Source organism: Pseudarthrobacter polychromogenes, assembly GCF_014644495.1.
GTDB classification, from domain to species: Bacteria; Actinomycetota; Actinomycetes; order Actinomycetales; family Micrococcaceae; genus Arthrobacter; species Arthrobacter polychromogenes.
Genome location: NZ_BMKU01000001.1, coordinates 433265 through 450091 on the forward strand (window position 1 = coordinate 433265; position 16827 = coordinate 450091).

At 65.3% G+C, this 16827-nt stretch carries 14 protein-coding genes; 10 read left to right on the forward strand and 4 right to left on the reverse strand.

The window, feature by feature from the left end:
* The first annotated feature begins 22 nt into the window (after positions 1-22).
* Together lepA and hemW are read left to right on the forward strand one after the other, a co-directional pair.
* Complete coding sequence (lepA, locus tag IEX43_RS02190; RefSeq protein ID WP_174174358.1) at positions 23-1876, forward strand: translation elongation factor 4; 1854 nt, start codon at positions 23-25, stop codon at positions 1874-1876.
* Between the two features lie 36 nt (positions 1877-1912).
* Positions 1913-3142, forward strand: coding sequence for a radical SAM family heme chaperone HemW (hemW, locus tag IEX43_RS02195; RefSeq protein WP_188808864.1), 1230 nt, complete (start codon positions 1913-1915; stop codon positions 3140-3142).
* Between the two features lie 141 nt (positions 3143-3283).
* On the opposite strand, the gene IEX43_RS02200 is transcribed toward hemW, so the two are convergent.
* Both IEX43_RS02200 and IEX43_RS02205 read right to left on the reverse strand, forming a co-directional pair.
* Complete coding sequence (locus IEX43_RS02200) at positions 3284-3703, reverse strand: DUF4870 domain-containing protein (protein ID WP_188808865.1); 420 nt, start codon at positions 3701-3703, stop codon at positions 3284-3286.
* A 154-nt stretch (positions 3704-3857) separates the two neighbouring features.
* Positions 3858-4703 carry a DUF3097 domain-containing protein gene (locus tag IEX43_RS02205; RefSeq protein ID WP_188808866.1) on the reverse strand — a complete coding sequence of 282 codons (846 nt, stop codon included), beginning with the start codon at positions 4701-4703 and terminating at the stop codon, positions 3858-3860.
* 175 nt (positions 4704-4878) lie between these two features.
* Here IEX43_RS02205 and hrcA point away from each other — a divergent pair, with 175 nt between their 5' ends.
* The 3 genes from hrcA (at position 4879) to IEX43_RS02220 (ending at position 7883) form a co-directional block, all read left to right on the forward strand.
* Complete coding sequence (gene hrcA, locus IEX43_RS02210) at positions 4879-5892, forward strand: heat-inducible transcriptional repressor HrcA (protein WP_188729612.1); 1014 nt, start codon at positions 4879-4881, stop codon at positions 5890-5892.
* Between the two features lie 81 nt (positions 5893-5973).
* Positions 5974-7101: a molecular chaperone DnaJ gene (gene dnaJ / locus IEX43_RS02215; RefSeq protein ID WP_174174366.1), complete on the forward strand. Its 1128-nt coding sequence runs from the start codon at positions 5974-5976 to the stop codon at positions 7099-7101.
* Between the two features lie 2 nt (positions 7102-7103).
* Entirely contained in the window at positions 7104-7883 is a 780-nt protein-coding gene (locus tag IEX43_RS02220) for a 16S rRNA (uracil(1498)-N(3))-methyltransferase (RefSeq protein WP_188808867.1), read from the forward strand.
* Positions 7884-7909: 26 nt separating this feature from the next.
* Here the strand turns inward: IEX43_RS02220 and IEX43_RS02225 are convergent, their stop codons facing one another.
* Complete coding sequence (locus tag IEX43_RS02225; protein ID WP_229666266.1) at positions 7910-8857, reverse strand: GerMN domain-containing protein; 948 nt, start codon at positions 8855-8857, stop codon at positions 7910-7912.
* 370 nt (positions 8858-9227) lie between these two features.
* On the opposite strand from IEX43_RS02225, the gene IEX43_RS02230 reads away from it, so the two are divergent.
* From IEX43_RS02230 to IEX43_RS02250, 5 genes are all read left to right on the forward strand, one after another.
* Positions 9228-10316, forward strand: coding sequence for a PhoH family protein (locus tag IEX43_RS02230; protein ID WP_188808869.1), 1089 nt, complete (start codon positions 9228-9230; stop codon positions 10314-10316).
* Positions 10313-10786 (forward strand): rRNA maturation RNase YbeY, encoded by a 474-nt coding sequence (gene ybeY, locus IEX43_RS02235; RefSeq protein ID WP_188808870.1) that lies wholly within the window; start codon positions 10313-10315, stop codon positions 10784-10786. Before IEX43_RS02230 ends, ybeY begins: the two co-directional genes overlap by 4 nt.
* Entirely contained in the window at positions 10783-12114 is a 1332-nt protein-coding gene (locus tag IEX43_RS02240; protein WP_188808871.1) for a hemolysin family protein, read from the forward strand. Before ybeY ends, IEX43_RS02240 begins: the two co-directional genes overlap by 4 nt.
* Positions 12098-13057, forward strand: coding sequence for a GTPase Era (gene era, locus IEX43_RS02245; protein ID WP_188808872.1), 960 nt, complete (start codon positions 12098-12100; stop codon positions 13055-13057). The genes IEX43_RS02240 and era overlap by 17 nt, the downstream gene beginning before the upstream one ends.
* 216 nt (positions 13058-13273) lie before the next feature.
* The gene (locus IEX43_RS02250) at positions 13274-14725 is read left to right on the forward strand and encodes an LCP family protein (RefSeq protein ID WP_188809056.1); all 1452 of its coding nucleotides are present in this window, start codon (positions 13274-13276) and stop codon (positions 14723-14725) included.
* Positions 14726-14812: 87 nt separating this feature from the next.
* On the opposite strand, the gene IEX43_RS02255 is transcribed toward IEX43_RS02250, so the two are convergent.
* Positions 14813-16765, reverse strand: a complete 1953-nt coding sequence (locus IEX43_RS02255) for a M13 family metallopeptidase (protein ID WP_188808873.1) — start codon at positions 16763-16765, stop codon at positions 14813-14815.
* Positions 16766-16827: the final 62 nt, after the last annotated feature.

Consider the following 16827-nt stretch of genomic DNA (forward strand, 5'->3'; position numbering starts at 1 on the left):
TGCCAAGAGTAAGGACCCCTGCGTGTCTCCCATGGCCCGCACCGCACCGGTGCCCGCCGCGACAGATCCGGCCATTATTCGGAATTTCTGTATCATCGCGCACATTGACCACGGTAAGTCCACCCTGGCCGACCGGATGCTGCAGTTCACCGGCGTGGTCCAGTCCCGTGACATGAAAGCCCAGTACCTGGACCGGATGGACATCGAGCGCGAACGCGGCATCACCATCAAGTCCCAGGCGGTCCGTATGCCGTGGGAACTCGACGGCACCAGCTACGCGCTGAACATGATCGATACGCCCGGACACGTTGACTTCACCTATGAGGTTTCCCGCTCTCTCGCAGCGTGTGAAGGGGCGATCCTCCTGGTGGACGCTGCCCAGGGCATCGAGGCCCAGACCCTCGCCAACCTCTACCTGGCGATGGAAAACAACCTCACGATCATCCCGGTCCTGAACAAGATCGACCTCCCGGCAGCGCAGCCGGAGAAGTACGCGGCCGAGCTGGCCAGCCTGATCGGCGGAGACCCGGAGGACGTCCTGCGCGTTTCGGGCAAGACCGGCATGGGGGTGGAGGCGCTGCTGGACAAGATCGTCCGCGATCTGCCGGCTCCCCAGGGCGACGCCAATGCCCCTGCGCGCGCCATGATCTTCGACTCGGTGTATGACACTTACCGCGGCGTGGTCACCTACGTCCGGGTAGTGGACGGCATGCTGCACCCCCGCGAACGCATCCAGATGATGTCCACCCGGGCCACCCACGAACTCCTCGAGATCGGGGTGAGCTCCCCGGAACCCACACCCTCCAAGGGCCTGGGTGTGGGCGAAGTGGGCTACCTCATCACGGGTGTGAAGGACGTCCGCCTGTCCAAGGTGGGCGACACCGTGACCAACCTTGCCAAGCCTGCCGCTGACTCGCTCCCCGGCTACGCGGATGCCAAGCCCATGGTCTTCTCCGGCCTGTATCCGCTGGACGGCACGGACTACCCGGTGCTGCGCGATGCGCTGGAGAAGCTGATGCTCAACGACGCCGCCCTGGTCTACGAGCCCGAAACGTCCGCAGCCCTGGGCTTCGGGTTCCGCGTTGGCTTCCTGGGCCTGCTCCACCTTGAAATCACGCGCGAGCGGCTGGAACGCGAGTACAACCTGGACCTGATTTCCACCGCTCCCAACGTGGAATACGAGGTCACGCTGGAGGACAAGAAGGTGGTCCACGTGACCAACCCCAGCGAATACCCCTCCGGCAAGATCTCCGAGGTCCGCGAGCCCATGGTGGCCGCCACCATCCTGGCGCCGAATGAATTCGTCGGAGCCATCATGGAGCTCTGCCAGAGCCGCCGCGGCGTGATGGGCGGCATGGACTACCTGTCCGAGGACCGGGTTGAAATCCGGTACCGCCTGCCGCTGGCCGAGATCGTGTTCGACTTCTTCGACATCCTGAAGTCCAAGACCCGCGGCTACGGTTCCCTGGACTGGAAGGCCGACGGCGACCAGGTGGCCGACCTTGTCAAGGTGGACATTATGCTCCAGGGCGAGCAGGTGGATGCTTTCTCCGCCATCACCCACCGGGACAAGGCCTACGCGTACGGCGTCATGATGACCACCAAACTGCGTGAGCTCATTCCCCGCCAGCAGTTCGAAGTGCCCATCCAGGCGGCCATCGGCTCCAGGATCATCGCGCGGGAAAGCATCCGCGCCATCCGCAAGGACGTCCTGGCCAAGTGCTACGGCGGTGACATCTCCCGTAAGCGCAAACTGCTGGAAAAGCAGAAGGAAGGCAAGAAGCGCATGAAGATGGTGGGCCGCGTCGAGGTTCCCCAGGAAGCCTTCATCGCTGCGCTCACCACCGACGAATCCAAGGACAAGGCCAGGAAGTAGTGGTTACAGCGGCCGGCACCGCAGGAGGACCCTGCAGTGCCTAGCGTTCTTCCCCTTGGCGACCCGGCGCCGCCGGACGGTCTGCTGCCTCCCCAGGCAGCCGACGGTGCGGCGGACCGGGCATTCGGGCTCTATGTACACATCCCGTTCTGCGCCGTCCGCTGCGGCTACTGCGACTTCAACACCTATACCGCCACGGAGCTCGGCGGCGGCGCCTCCCAGGATGCCTATGCCGCCACCGCGGCCTCGGAAGTGTCCCTGGCAGCCAGCGTCCTTGCAGAATCCGGCCTTCCCGCGCGGCCGCTCAGCACGGTGTTCTTCGGGGGCGGCACGCCAACCCTGCTCCCAGCGGAGGACCTGGCACTGATCCTGGGGCGCGCCATCGACCAGTGGGGGATCGAGGCGGGTGCCGAGGTCACCACGGAGGCGAACCCGGACTCCGTCACCCCGGAGTCCCTTGCCATCCTGAAGGATGCGGGCTTCACCCGGATTTCGTTCGGCATGCAGTCCGCCGTACCCCACGTCCTCAAGGTCCTGGACCGGACCCACACGCCCAGCCGCGTGCCGAAGGTGGTGCAGTGGGCCCGGGACGCCGGACTGGCCGTCAGCCTCGACCTCATCTACGGCACGCCGGGGGAGTCCCTGGACGATTGGCGGTACTCCCTCGAGACAGCGCTGTCCTACCAGCCGGACCACATCAGCGCCTACGCGCTGATCATCGAGGACGGGACCAAGCTCGCCGCCCAGATCCGCCGTGGTGAAGTGCCGGGGATCGACGACGACGACCACGCCGACAAGTACGAGCTCGCCGATGAACTGATCACCAAGGCAGGCCTGGGCTGGTACGAGGTCAGCAACTGGGCCCGCACGCCCGGACAGGCCTGCCGCCACAACCTCGCCTACTGGCGGGGCGACGACTGGTGGGGGATCGGACCGGGGGCGCACTCTCATGTGGGCGGTGTCCGCTGGTGGAATGTCAAACATCCCACTGCCTACGCCGGACGCCTGGCACAGGGAGTGTCACCGGCAGCAGGGAGGGAAACCTTGGATGCGGAAACCCGGAATATGGAGCGGGTGATGCTCGAGGTCCGCCTCCACTCGGGCCTCGAGATCGCCTCGCTCGGCGCCGCAGGACGCCACGAGGTCGCCGGGCTGATCGCGGAAGAACTGGTGGACCCTGCCGCCGCTTTCGCGGGCCGGCTGGTCCTCACGCTGAAGGGCAGGCTGCTGGCTGACGCAGTGGTCCGCAGGGTCCTGCCGGACTAGCAGTTGCGGGTGCTGGGCGCCGGCGGTGGGCCCACGCAGGCGAGGGCCCCGGCACGAGCTTGCGAGTGCTGGGCGCCGGCGGTGGGCCCACGCAGGCGAGGGCCCCGGCACGAGCTTGCGAGTGCTGGGAGCCTGCGGGGACTACTTAATCAAGCGAAGGTTGTACTGGTAGCGGTGCGGCTGTCCCTTGTTGACATGGATGCCGGCTGCCACGGAGAAGCAGGTCAGGGCAATCCAGATGAGGGTGGCAATCACGGCAAAGATGTTGCCGACCACCGGAACGAACACCAGGATGTTCGCCACCACAGCGGCGATGGTGGGCGGCAGGCTGAAGTTCAGCGCTTCCTTGGACTCCTGCGCGGTGAAAGGGCCCCGGTCCCGGAAGATCAGGTAGATCAGCAGGGCCGGAACGCAGCCCAGGATTCCGCCGAAGTGGGCCATGGTGGCCCACTGCCGGTCTTCGCTGGCTGTCAGGGGCAGCGCATTCGCCGGAACGCCATGGTATTCCGAACGGCCCTGGCCGCCCTGGGTGTCCCTGTGATCGCGTGCGTTTTCTGCCACAGTCTGTTCCTTCTAAAAGTGCAATGGTGCTGGCTAAGAATGCATATCGGTTGCGCCGGGCTGCGAATATCGCAGGTTCCGCAGTACCAAGAATACTGGCTGGAGGCGCGGAAGCTGCCCTGGGGCTCACAGGCACAGAGGCGCGGGGTGCCTGTCAGGGCACTGTCAGGAAGTCAATGACTTCCTCCACCCTCCCCAGCAGGGAGGCTTCCAGGTCCGCGTAGGTGCGGACCGCACCCAGCAGCTTCTGCCACCCGAGCCCGATGTCTTCCTTGGTGGCATGGGGCCAGCCGAACGCGGCGAGGATGCCGGTTTTCCAGTCCTGCCCGCGCGGCACCACGGGCCATTTTTCGATGCCCAGGACGGCCGGGCGGATCGCCTGCCAGACGTCCACATAGGGGTGGCCTACGATCAGCACGTTCCCGGCCGCCCCCGGGGAGGCCATGACGGCGTCCGCAATGCGGGATTCCTTGGAGTCGGGCACCAGGTGGTCCACCAAAACTCCCAGGCGCCGGCCCGGTCCGGGCCTGAACTCGGCCACCGCCGCGGCAAGGTCGTCGATGCCGTGGAGGGGTTCGACGACGATGCCTTCCACCCGCAGGTCGTCTCCCCAGACCTTTTCCACCAGTTCGGCGTCGTGCTTTCCCTCCACCCAGATCCGGCTGGCCTTGGCGACCTGCGCACGCTGGCCGGCCACCCGGACCGAACCTGATGCTGTCCTCCCTGTGGCGGCGGGGGCTTGCCGCGGCGCCGGGGGAAGGAGTTTAATGGCCTGGCCTTCGAGGAGGAAGCCGAAGCCCAGGCGGAAAGACCTTGATTTGCCCCGCCTGTCTTCAAGAGCCACCACATGCATGCCCCCGGATTTCTCCACGCGGGTCACGGCGCCCACCCAGCCGGACTGGACATCCTCGAGTACCATTCCCCGTTCAACAGGAACTTCAGGCAGTTGAGCCTTTGACGGAGCGGACATGTCCTGGGGGCCCCAGTTCTGGTACTGCATGGTTCACTCCGCCTAGCGCTCGATCACAGGTCCGGAATTTCGCCCGGAGCGGTACCAATGCTAGCAACGGGGAGAGGCATAATAGACTGTTAGCACTTGGGCATGTCGAGTGCTAAACGATGGGTGGCGCAGCGCGGGCGGCGCGGTCGCCCCAAACCCTGGATGGAGGTGGAGTGTGAGCGAGCCACGCAAACTTGAAGTACTCCGTGCCATCGTGGAGGACTACGTCCATTCCCGCGAACCCGTGGGGTCCAAAGCCCTGGTGGAGCGCCATCATCTCGGTGTGTCCAGCGCTACCATCAGGAATGACATGGCGGCCCTGGAGGAAGAGGGCCTGATCACGGCTCCGCACACCAGCGCCGGGCGGATCCCCACGGACAAGGGATACCGCCTCTTCGTGGACCAGATCTCAGCCGTCAAGCCGCTCTCCCCGGCGGAACGCCGCGCCATCCAGTCCCTCCTGGAAGGATCGGATGACCTGGACGATGTCCTGGACCGAACCGTCCGGTTACTGTCCCAGCTGACCAACCAGGTTGCCGTGGTCCAGTACCCGCACTTAAGCAGGGCCCTGGTTCGGCATATTGAATTCGTCCTCCTCGCTCCGCGGAAGGTGCTGGTGGTGTTGATCGCCAACAGCGGCAAGGTGGAGCAGCGCGTTATCGACGTCGGCCAGGACCTGGGGGACGACGCCCTGGCAGGCCTCAGGGCCCGGTTCCTCGGATCGCTGGCCGGAACTCCGCTGAGCCAGCTCGCCCAGTCCCTGCCCGCCGTGGTGGCCACAGCCGCCCCGGGGCAAAGGCAGGCCGCCCAGGCCCTCGCTATTGGCTTGGAAGCCCTGGCGCAGAGCAGCCGCGAGGAACGCATGGTCATGGCGGGCACCGCCAACCTGGCGAGGTCCAACGTGGACTTCCCGCTCAGCATCGGCCCGGTGCTGGAAGCCCTTGAGGAGCAGGTGGTCATGCTCAGACTGCTGAGCGAAATGGCTCAGGACCACCGCGGGATGGCTGTCAGCATCGGCCGCGAGATTCCCTACGACGGACTTGCCGAGGCATCTGTTGTGGCCACCGGCTATGGCCCGGACAGTGCAGCAAAGATCGGCATCCTGGGACCAACACGGATGGACTACCCCACCACCATGGCCGCCGTCAGGGCTGTTGCCCGCTACCTTTCCCGGATTTTGGGCCCCTGAGGTCCAGCCCGGGCCACCGGATACCCACAGCATTTCCAGCAGTCCAACTGCAGGCAGTACAACAAGGAAGAGATACGAACTTTGAGCAGCCACTACGACGTCCTTGGAGTCTCACCGGAGGCCACGGGAGAAGAGATCAAGAAGGCCTACCGCAAGCTGGCACGCACCCTACACCCGGACGTCAACCCGGGTGAGGACGCGTCGGACCGATTCAAGGCCGTGACCCACGCCTACGAAGTCCTGTCGGATCCGCAGAAACGCCGGGTCTACGACACCACGGGCAATGAAAACGGGACGGACAACGGCTTCGGCGGCGGCGGATACGCCGGCCAGGGATTCGCCTTCCAGGACATTTTCGACACCTTCTTTGGTGCCGGAGGTTCCACCGGACCGGCCTCCCGCGTGCGGCGCGGGCAGGACGCCCTCATCAGCGTCCGGATCGAACTCCGCGACGCTGTGTTCGGTGTGAACAAGAAGCTCGACGTGGACACCGCCGTCACGTGCCCAACCTGCGAGGGTTCCTGCTGCCAGCCCGGCAGCCATCCTGAACGCTGCGACATCTGCGGCGGCAGCGGCCAGGTCCAGCGCGCCGTCCGTTCCATCCTGGGACAGGTCATGACCGCAGCACCGTGCGGAACCTGCGAGGGCTTCGGCACGGTCATCAAGGATCCGTGCAACGAGTGCAGCGGCCAGGGGCGCATCCGGAGCCGCCGTTCGCTGACCATCAAGGTCCCCGCCGGCGTAGCCACCGGAACGCGGATCCAGCTTTCCGGCCAGGGCGAGGCAGGCCCGGCAGGCGGACCTTCCGGTGACCTGTATGTTGAGATCCGGGTGAACAACGACGCAACTTATGTGCGCGACAACGACGATCTCCACGCCACGTTGCACATCCCGATGACGGCGGCTGCCCTGGGCACCGAAGTGAGCCTGGAAACGTTCGACGGGCCACAGGAAATCGACGTCAAGCCCGGGACCCAGTCCGGTGAGATCATCACTCTTCGTGGACTAGGAGTGACCCACCTGCGCGGTTACGGCCGCGGCGACCTCAAGGTCCACCTCCAGGTGGAGACGCCCGCCAAGCTTGATGCTGCCCAGGAAGAGCTCCTGCGGCAGCTGGCCAAGATGCGCGGTGAGCAGATCACCGAGGGCAAGCTTGCGGCCAGCGGCGGCATGTTCGCCAAGCTCCGGGACAGGCTCGGTAACCTGTAGCAGTGAGCAACCCTGTCTTTTTCACTCCGCCCGGGTCCCTTGACCACATGACGGCGGGGCTGGCCTTTGTCCTCGAAGGGACCGAGGCGCGGCACGCCGTCACCGTCAAGCGCCTCGCCCCGGGTGAGCCCGTCGACATCGTTGACGGCGCCGGGACGCGGATGAGCGGACGGGTGCTTGCGGCGTCACCCGCAGGCCTCGAAGTGGAGTGCGCCTCCGTTGCTGTTGAGGAACGGCCGGCCACGAGGCTGGTGCTGGTGCAGGCGCTGGCCAAGGGCGACAGGGATGAACTCGCCATTGAAACGGCCACTGAACTCGGGATCGACGCCGTTATACCCTGGCAGTCCGAACGGTCCATCGTGCGGTGGAAGGGCGACCGCGCCGCGAAGGCCCACGCGAAGTGGCAGTCGGTGGTGACGGCGGCAGCCAAGCAGGCGCGCCGCGCGTGGGTCCCCGAGGTGCGGCCCGCCGTCGACACTGCCGCGCTGGCCGCCCTCGTGGAGGCCGCGGGGCTGGCGGTCATCCTCCATGAGGACGCCGTGCGCCCCCTGCGCACCGTACTGGAATCCCGGCGGGAAGCGGACGGAACGGAACCGCGCGAGGTGCTGCTGATCGTTGGACCGGAAGGCGGCATCAGCCCCAGGGAAGTCACCAGGCTCTGCGGAAAGGGCGCCGTCACCGCCCTGCTGGGGCACCATGTCCTGCGCTCATCAACCGCCGGACCGGCCGCCGTCGTGCTTGCCAGCGATGTCCTGGGCCGCTGGACCGCACCCTCGCCCTGAATGACGCGGCCTGGCTCAACTGGTAACTACCGGACGTTGAAGGCCCGCGAGTCCTCATTCTGGTCCGGCTGATCGCCGGTACCGGCCTGGGCCACCTTCAACTCGTAGTCTCCGGCAGGCAGCGTGAGGGCAAGCGTAAACAGTCCTGCCTGGCCGGGCTCGGCGGCTGCCGTCGTTTCCCCAGTCAGGAACGGGAGCTTGGTGCCGTCCTCCTCCGCCCGCAGGATCTGCCAGCGGAGCTTGCCCCCGGGAAGGGTGCTGCGGCCGGTGATCTTGACGCTCCCGGCGGCAGCCTCTGTGTTCTCCTGCGGATCAATGATCCAGACAGGCGCCACCATGCCGGCGGCCCTCGTCGTGAGGTCACCCAGCTGGATATGGCCGAAAGCAACGTAGTCCGTGTGCCCGTCCACCAGGATCCGCACGCGGATCTGCTGCCCGGAATCGATAAGCCCTGAACTGGCGGCAGCGGCGGTGGCCGTGTACACAAGCTGCTGGACAGCGCGGCCGGCCATGTCGGCGTCGAGGTTGCTGTTGAAGGCGTCTTCGGACACATCCACTGTGATGACGTCCTTGCCGGAGATGGACGTGGCCAGCTTGCCGGGATTCTGCCAGGGGGTGAAGAAATCCGGGTCCAGGGGCTTGTCCGACATCATGGCCCGCAGGGCCCGCGTCACAGGGTTCTCCTGTTCAGGCACATCCCTGAATTCCCGGTAAAGGAAGATGCTGCTGTTGCTCCTGCCGATCCAGTAGACCGGCGCTTTGTTGGACGACTGCGTGGTTTCGAGCGGCGCGCTCGTGGAAGGCGCCGTGCCGGCGGCGGCAGGGCCGGAGCCCAGGACGGTGGTCGGCGAGGGATCGGGCTCGGCCAGGCAGCCCGTCAGGAGCGGAGCCGCCATCAGAACCACTGCCAGGACGCCAGGGCGCACAATGCCGCCACGTCGTCCTGCCCTGCGGGGCGCAGCAGATTCCGGCACGTTTGTTGCCTGTCCTTTCATGAATGGCGGGCCGCTCCCCAGGCGGCGGATCCAGCAGTGGCTGGATTTCCAGCATGGCACAGGGCCCAGAGCGGAAAGGCCGGATACGGGCCTCCGGGCGGAACTGCAACGGGAACGATATGAGGCCGATATGAAGTTGATACCTAATGACGGAACCGGCGGCGTTGCCGCGTGTTTCCCGAGCCGTCCCGGCCCTTCCCCTTTCAGAGGTTGACGCTGTCCTGGCGTAAGATGGAGGGATCGCTGGTCAAGGCGCAACCGGTCCATCGTCCAAGTGCACTGTCGCCGGCCGCCAGCAGCGGGAATTGTCCGGTACTTTGAGGGGATCACGGGCCTGCGGGCCATCACTATGACTGAATCAGCGAATGGCAAGCGCCGGCTCAACGCGGGAGAAGGCGCTGCGGGGGAATTTCCCCATTCCCTCCCCGGCAGCCGTACCGAGGTAGTCCTTTTCGACAACTCCGACCAGATGGTGCAGTCCCTCGGCAGCCACGATGAAGCACTGCGGTACATTGAGGAACAGTTTCCGGCCGTCAACTTCCATGTCCGCGGCAACGAGCTCTCCATCACTGGGCCTGCCAGCGACGTTCCCCGCATCATGCGCCTCCTCCACGAGGTCCGCGGGCTGGTAGCCCGCGGTACGGTGATCAGCCCGACGGTGCTGCAGCAGCTTGTGGCGCTCTTGCGTACCCAGTCCCTGCAGAACCCCGTGGACGTCCTGACCCACGACATCCTGTCCAGCCGCGGAAAAACCATCCGCCCAAAGACGCTGAACCAGAAGACCTACGTTGACTCCATCGACACCAACACGGTGATTTTCGGCATCGGTCCCGCAGGCACAGGCAAGACCTACCTCGCAATGGCAAAGGCCGTCCAGGCACTGCAGCAAAAAGAGGTCAGCCGCATCATCCTGACCCGACCCGCCGTTGAGGCGGGGGAACGGTTGGGCTTCCTGCCCGGGACCCTGAGCGACAAGATCGATCCATACCTGCGCCCGCTCTATGATGCCCTGCACGACATGATGGACCCCGAGTCCATCCCCCGGCTGATGGCGGCAGGCACCATTGAAGTGGCGCCCCTGGCCTACATGCGCGGCCGGACGCTCAATGACGCCTTCATCATCCTTGACGAGGCGCAGAACACCACACCGGAGCAGATGAAGATGTTCCTGACCCGGCTTGGCTTCGGATCCAAGATGGTGGTTACTGGTGACGTCACCCAGGTTGACCTGCCGTTCGGCACCCGCTCCGGACTCCGCATCGTGGAGGAAATCCTCCAGGGCATCGAGGGCGTCAGCTTCTCGGTCCTGGACGCGGCCGACGTCGTCCGGCACAGGCTGGTAGGCGACATCGTCAACGCCTACAGCATCTGGGATGAAACCCAGCGCAGCAGGGTCAAACATTCGGCGGGCGCCGCCAAGCGGGGGGAACACGCGTGAGCATCGAGGTCAACAATGAATCCGGCGTCCAGGTGGACGAAGCGGAAATCGTGGCATTGTCCCGCTACATCTTTGAGCAGCTGTATATCCACCCGCAGGCCGAACTGTCCGTCCTGCTGGTGGACGAGCCCGCAATGGAGAAGCTTCACATAGAGCTGATGGACGAGCCCGGTTCCACGGATGTCCTCTCCGTTCCCATGGACGAACTGACCCCCGGAACGCCGGACCGTCCCACCCCCCAGGGCATGCTCGGTGACATTGCCATCTGCCCGCAGGTTGCCAGGGTGCAGGCCAAGAACGCCGGCCACTCACTGCAGGACGAGATGCTCCTGCTGACCACGCACGGGATCCTGCACCTGCTGGGGTACGACCATGCAGAACCTGAACAGAAGGCCGAGATGTTCGGGCTTCAGCGTGAACTGCTGTCCGGCTTCACCGGCAAAGAAGCGCCCGCCGAGACCACCCAGTGACGCCTCTGCTCCTTGTCGCAATGGCCTTGGCTTTCCTGGCTGTTGCGGCCGTATTGACTGCGGCCGAAGCCGCCTTCAACTTCATTCCGCGGCATGACGCGGAAGACGCCTTGCTGAAGAGCCGCGGGACCGCCCTGCGGCAGATCCTCTCCCACCCGGTGGCGCACATCAGGGCGCTGCGTTTCTGGCGGATCTGGTTCGAGATGGCGTCCGCCGTTGCGGTCGCCGTACTGCTCTACAGCCTGCTGGACAACGTGTGGCTGGCAGGCCTTGCCGCAACCGGCATCATGGCGTTGCTGGGCTTTGTCATCGTGGGTGTTTCCCCGCGCCAGCTGGGCAGGCTCCACTCGGCGGCCGTTGTCCGCTCCACTGCTCCGATGATCCGCTTCCTGACCTGGGTCCTGGGGCCGATCCCAGGCTGGCTGGTGACGCTTGGCAGCACGGCTGCACCCGGCGCCCCCGGCGGGGACGAGGCGTTCTTCAGCGAGCAGGAATTCCGTGAACTGGTGGAACGCGCCAGCGAGTCCGACATGATCGAGGACACTGAAGCGGAAATGATCCAGTCCGTCTTCGACTTCGGTGACACGCTGGTCCGCGCCGTGATGGTGCCCCGAACGGACATCCTCACCATCGAAGCGGGATCCAGCCTGCGCCAGGCGATGTCCCTTTTCCTCCGCTCCGGCTACTCCAGGATTCCGGTCATCGGCGAAAGCACGGACCAGATTCTTGGCATCATCTACCTGAAGGACGTTGCCGCCGTCATCCACGAGCTGGCACCCCACGAGGAGCCGCCGCTGGTGGAGTCGCTCGCCCGGGAAGTCCGGTATGTGCCAGAATCGAAGCCCGTCAGCGACCTTCTCCGGGAGCTCCAGAAGGAGTCCACGCACGTTGCCATCGTGATCGACGAGTACGGCGGAACTGCCGGACTTGTCACGCTGGAAGACCTCATCGAGGAAATCGTGGGTGAAATCGTGGACGAGTACGACACCGAAAGCGCCGAGGCCGTGGAGCTCGGCGACGGATCGTACCGGGTCAGCGCCCGCATGGGCATCGATGACCTGGGCGAGCTCTTCGACATCGAACTGGATGATGACGAAGTGGACACCGTTGGCGGCCTGCTCGCAAAAGCGCTGGGCCGCGTACCCATTGTGGGAAGCACAGTGGATGTGCAGGGCGTGTCCCTGCGGGCCGACCGGCTGGAAGGCCGCCGCAACCGCGTCAGCCATATCATTGCGGCGCGGGTGGCAAAAGAAGACACTGACCTTGAGGACCTCTTCCAAGAGGCGGAAGCAACCCAGCAGGGAGTTTCACGTGAGCAAGAAAAATAAGCCCGAAAAGCACGACGATTTCGGCGGTTTCCGCGCAGGGTTCTCGGTCCTGGTGGGCCGGCCCAACGCGGGCAAGTCCACCCTGACCAATGCACTGGTGGGCAAAAAGGTGGCCATCACGTCCGCCAAGCCCCAGACCACCCGGCACACCATCCGCGGCATCGTCCACCGGCAGGACGCTCAGCTGATCCTGGTGGACACGCCGGGGCTTCACCGCCCCCGCACCCTCCTGGGCAAGCGCCTGAACGACCTCGTTGCGGACACACTGGCCGAGGTGGATGCGATTGGGTTCTGCCTCCCCGCCAATGAAAAGATCGGCCCCGGGGACAAGTTCATCGCCGCCCAGCTGGCCGCCGCGGGCCGCAAGCCCGTGATCGCCATCGTCACCAAGGCCGACACCGTGGACCGCCAGGCCCTGACGGAGCAGCTCCTTGCCGTGGCCGCCCTGGGCAGGGAAGTTCTGGGGGAGGAGGGCTGGAAGGACATCGTTCCCGTCTCCGCGACTGACGGCTTCCAGGTGGACACCGTCGCTGACGTGCTTATCAGCCACATGCCGCCGTCGCCGCCGCTGTACCCGGACGGAGAACTCACCGACGAGCCGGAAGCTGTGATGGTGGCGGAACTTATCCGGGAAGCGGCCCTCGAAGGCGTCCGGGATGAGCTGCCCCACTCCCTCGCTGTGGTGGTGGAGGAAATCGTTCCCCGCGAGGACCGGCCGGAAGACAGCCCGCTGCTCGACGTGCGGGTCAATCTTTACGTGGAGCGTCCCTCCCAAAAAGCAATCATCATCGGCAAGGGCGGCAGCCGGTTGCGTGAGGTGGGCACCAATGCGCGCAAGGGCATTGAGGCACTCCTGGGTACACGCATCTACCTGGACCTCCATGTGAAGGTGGCGAAGGACTGGCAGCGGGACCCGAAACAGCTGGTGAAGCTCGGCTTCTAAGCCCTTTTGAAGGCGCGGCCGTTGGGCCGCCCGGCATTTTCCCAGCCTGGACCACTAAAATGGGCCGGATTTCGAATTTAGAGGAAGGTTCACCACGTGGGGCTAGGCCGCGACAAGCGCGACGACGGAGCTGAAGTGTCAACCGGGGGACCCGTGTCCCGGCACGCGGGAGATGCCACCCTTGGCGCGGCACGCCACCTTGGGCCCCTGCGTGGCATGCCGGTGTGGCTGAAGGTCGTCACCGCCATCGTTTCCGTTGCCATGATTGGCGGCATTGCATTCGCCGGCTTCTGGTTCCTTCGGCTTCAGAACAATATCTCCAAGGCTCCGCTGAACGCCGGCGGCGGCAACAACGAGCAGGTGAGCGACGCAACCGGACGGATGCAGATCCTGATCCTCGGCTCGGACACCCGTGACGGCGAAAACGCCGAGTACGGCACCGCGGACGATTCCAGGGGCTACGGCAAGTCCGACGTCATGATGATGATGGACATCTCCGAGGACAACAAGCGCGTCAGCGTGATCAGTTTTCCGCGCGACCTGCTGGTGGACCTTCCCGAATGCAAGGATGAGGAAACCAACCAGGTCTACCCTGCCCGCAGCGGCGTGATGATCAACGAGGCCATGGCAGAAGCCGGCATAGGCTGCGCCGTGGACACCGTCAACCAGCTGACCGGCCTGGAAGTGGACCACTTCATGATGGCCGACTTCACGGCCGTGAAGGAACTGTCCAACGCCGTCGGCGGTGTCGAGGTCTGCATCAGTGACGCCGTCTACGATCCTGATTCGCGCCTTCGGCTGCCCGCGGGCACGTCGGCGGTCCAGGGGGAAATGGCCCTCGCGTTCCTGCGGACGCGCCACGCATTTGCCGACGGCGGCGATTTGGGCCGGATCAAGGCCCAGCAGGGCTTCCTGTCCTCCCTGACCCGCAAGATCAAGGATGACGGCACGTTGTCCGATCCCGGCAGGATGCTCAAGATCGCCGACGTCGTCACCCAGAACCTGACCGTGGATGAAGGGCTGGCCTCCGTGCCCAGCCTGCTCACCATCGGCAACCGGCTCAAGGACATCGACATCAGCAAGGTGGCCTTCGTGGCCGTGCCCACCACACCTGCGCTGGCCGACCCCAACAGGCTGCAGATCGCCGAGCCCGCCGGTTCCCAGCTGTTCGCAGCCCTTCGGCAGGACGTCGATCTGACTGATCCGACGGCACCTTCCCCGTCCCCCTCGGAAACCTCCGCACCCCCCACGGCAGCCCCCACTGAGACGGCGCCTCCGCTTCAGCCTTACGACAAAGCCGTTCAGCCCGTCACCGTGGCCAACGGCACCGGCGTTCCGGGACGCGCGCAGGAAATCGTGCAGGCCCTGGTCTCGGGCGGCTTCACCCAGGCCGGGCAGTTCGAGGCCACAGCGATGGAGCAGTCGGTAGTTTATTACGGCACGGACTTCGCGGACGTGGCTGCGGACGTCGCCGCCGTGCTCGGCATACCGGCCGCACAGATGCTGCCCGCCCCCAACATCGCGGGTGTCCAGGTCTACCTGGGCACCGACTTCACAACCGGAGTGACGTACGGGGCTCCAGCCGCGCTCCCGGAGAACATCGTCAACCAGACTGCTAAGGATGCGTCCTGCCAGCAGGCCAACCCGGCGCTGATCGTCCAGGGCTAGCCGCCGGCGCAGGAGGAAGTGCCAGGACACAACTGATCAACGAAATAAGCGGGGCCCACCAGATGGTGGGCCCCGCTTCATGTCCGCTTACCAGATGCTGACGCGGTCCTCCGGAGGCATCCACATGCCGTCCTGTTCGGAGACCTCAAAGGCGTCGTGGAAGCCATCCAGGTTTTTCGCAATGGCGTTGGTGCGGAACTCGTTGGGGGAGTGCGGGTCCGTTGCCAGCCGGCGGATGGCCTCCTCGCGTCGGATGACCTGGCGCCAGCCCGCCGCCCAGGAAGCGAAGAAGCGCTGCTCCCCGGTCAGTCCGTCCAGGACCTCAGGTTCCTTCCCGTCCAGGCTGATGCGGTACGCCTTGTACGCAATCGCCAGCCCTGCGAGGTCGCCAATGTTCTCACCAAGGGTGAGGCGCCCGTTAACGGTATGTCCAGGGGCTGCGTAGGGCGAAAGCGCATCGTACTGGGCCACCAGCTTCGCGGTGAGCTTTTCGAACGCCTGCCGGTCCTCTTCCGTCCACCAGTTCCGCAGCGCCCCGCCGCCGTCGAACTGGGATCCCTGGTCATCAAAACCATGGCCGATCTCGTGCCCGATGACGGCCCCGATACCGCCGTAGTTGACGGCGTCATCGGCGTCGGCCGTGAAGAACGGGGGCTGCAGGATCGCGGCCGGGAACACAATCTCGTTCATCATGGGGTGGTAGTAGGCGTTGACCGTCTGCGGGGTCATCAGCCACTTGTTGCGGTCCACCGGCTTGCCCACCTCGTCAAGGTGCCGGTCGACGTCGGCGTTGTGCGCACGCTCAACGTTGCCCAGGAGGTCAGTGGGGTCGATCTCTACGGCGGAGTAGTCGATCCACTGGTCCGGATACCCGATCTTCGCCCGGAAGCCCTCCAGCTTCCGGAGGGCCTCGGCCTTGGTGGCGTCACCCATCCAGCCAACTGCGGTGATGCTCTGGCGGTACGCCTCTGTAAGGTTGGCGACGAGCGCCTGCATCCTGGCCTTGTGGGTCTCGGGGAAGTGCCGGGCCACGTAGATCTGCCCCACAGCTTCGCCCAAAGCCGCTTCGACGACGGCCACGCCGCGCTTCCAGCGGTCCTTGTTCCGGGGCGTGCCGCTGATGGTGGTCCCGTAGAAGGCGAAGCTGGCGTCCACGAACGCCGAGGAAAGGTACGGTGCTGCTGCACTCACCACCCGCATCGCCAGCCATTCCTGCCAGTGGGCCAGCGGTTCGGACTCAAGGAGGGCAGCGGCGCCGTCGAAGAACGGAGGAGTGCTCATGACGATCTCCTGCCGCTTTTCGGCATCTATACCGGCGGCCTCGAACCAGGTGGCCAGCAGCGGGAACAGCGCTGATGCCTCGTCCGCCGTCTTCAGGTTGTAGGTCTTTTGCGGATCCCGAAGGGTGACGTTGTCCCAGTGGTGGGACGCGAGCTTGGTCTCCAGGGCAACCACACGCCCGGCGGCTGCAGCCGCATCGGCAACGCCCGCCAAACCGAGCATCGTGTTGACGTGCGCGGCATACGCGGTGACCATCGGGGCGAACTTATCGTCCCGGTAGTAGGACTCGTCGGGCAGGCCGAGGCCGCCCTGCCCGGTGTACAGGACAATCCGGTCGGGGTTGCCCGCATCCGGAGCAGGGTAGATGTAGAAGAGACCCCCAACATCGGCACGGAAGAGCCGCCCTGCCAACGACACGAGGTCCGCCACGGAGGTGGTGGCGAATACCTCTGCAAGACGCTGGCGGATCGGTTCAAGGCCCTTCGCTTCAACAGCGGCCTCGTCCATGAAACTGGTGTAGAGGTCCCCGATTTTCCGTTCAATCCCACTGGCGGCTGCGCCCTTGGCCGCGGCTTCTTCAATAATGTCGCGGACTGCGATCTCCGAACCGTCCCTGAGGGCGGTAAAGGTGCCCTCGAGCGGCCGGTCATCGGGAATGTCGGTGGCCTTCAGCCATGCGCCGTTGATGTGCTGGTAAAGGTCATCCTGCGGCCGGACCGTGTGATCAATGGTGGACAGGTCGATCCCCGAAATGGGCACTGAAACTCCTTCTTATGGAGAGCGGCGGCAGGAAAAACAGCGCGCGGCGTCTGCATGGTGGA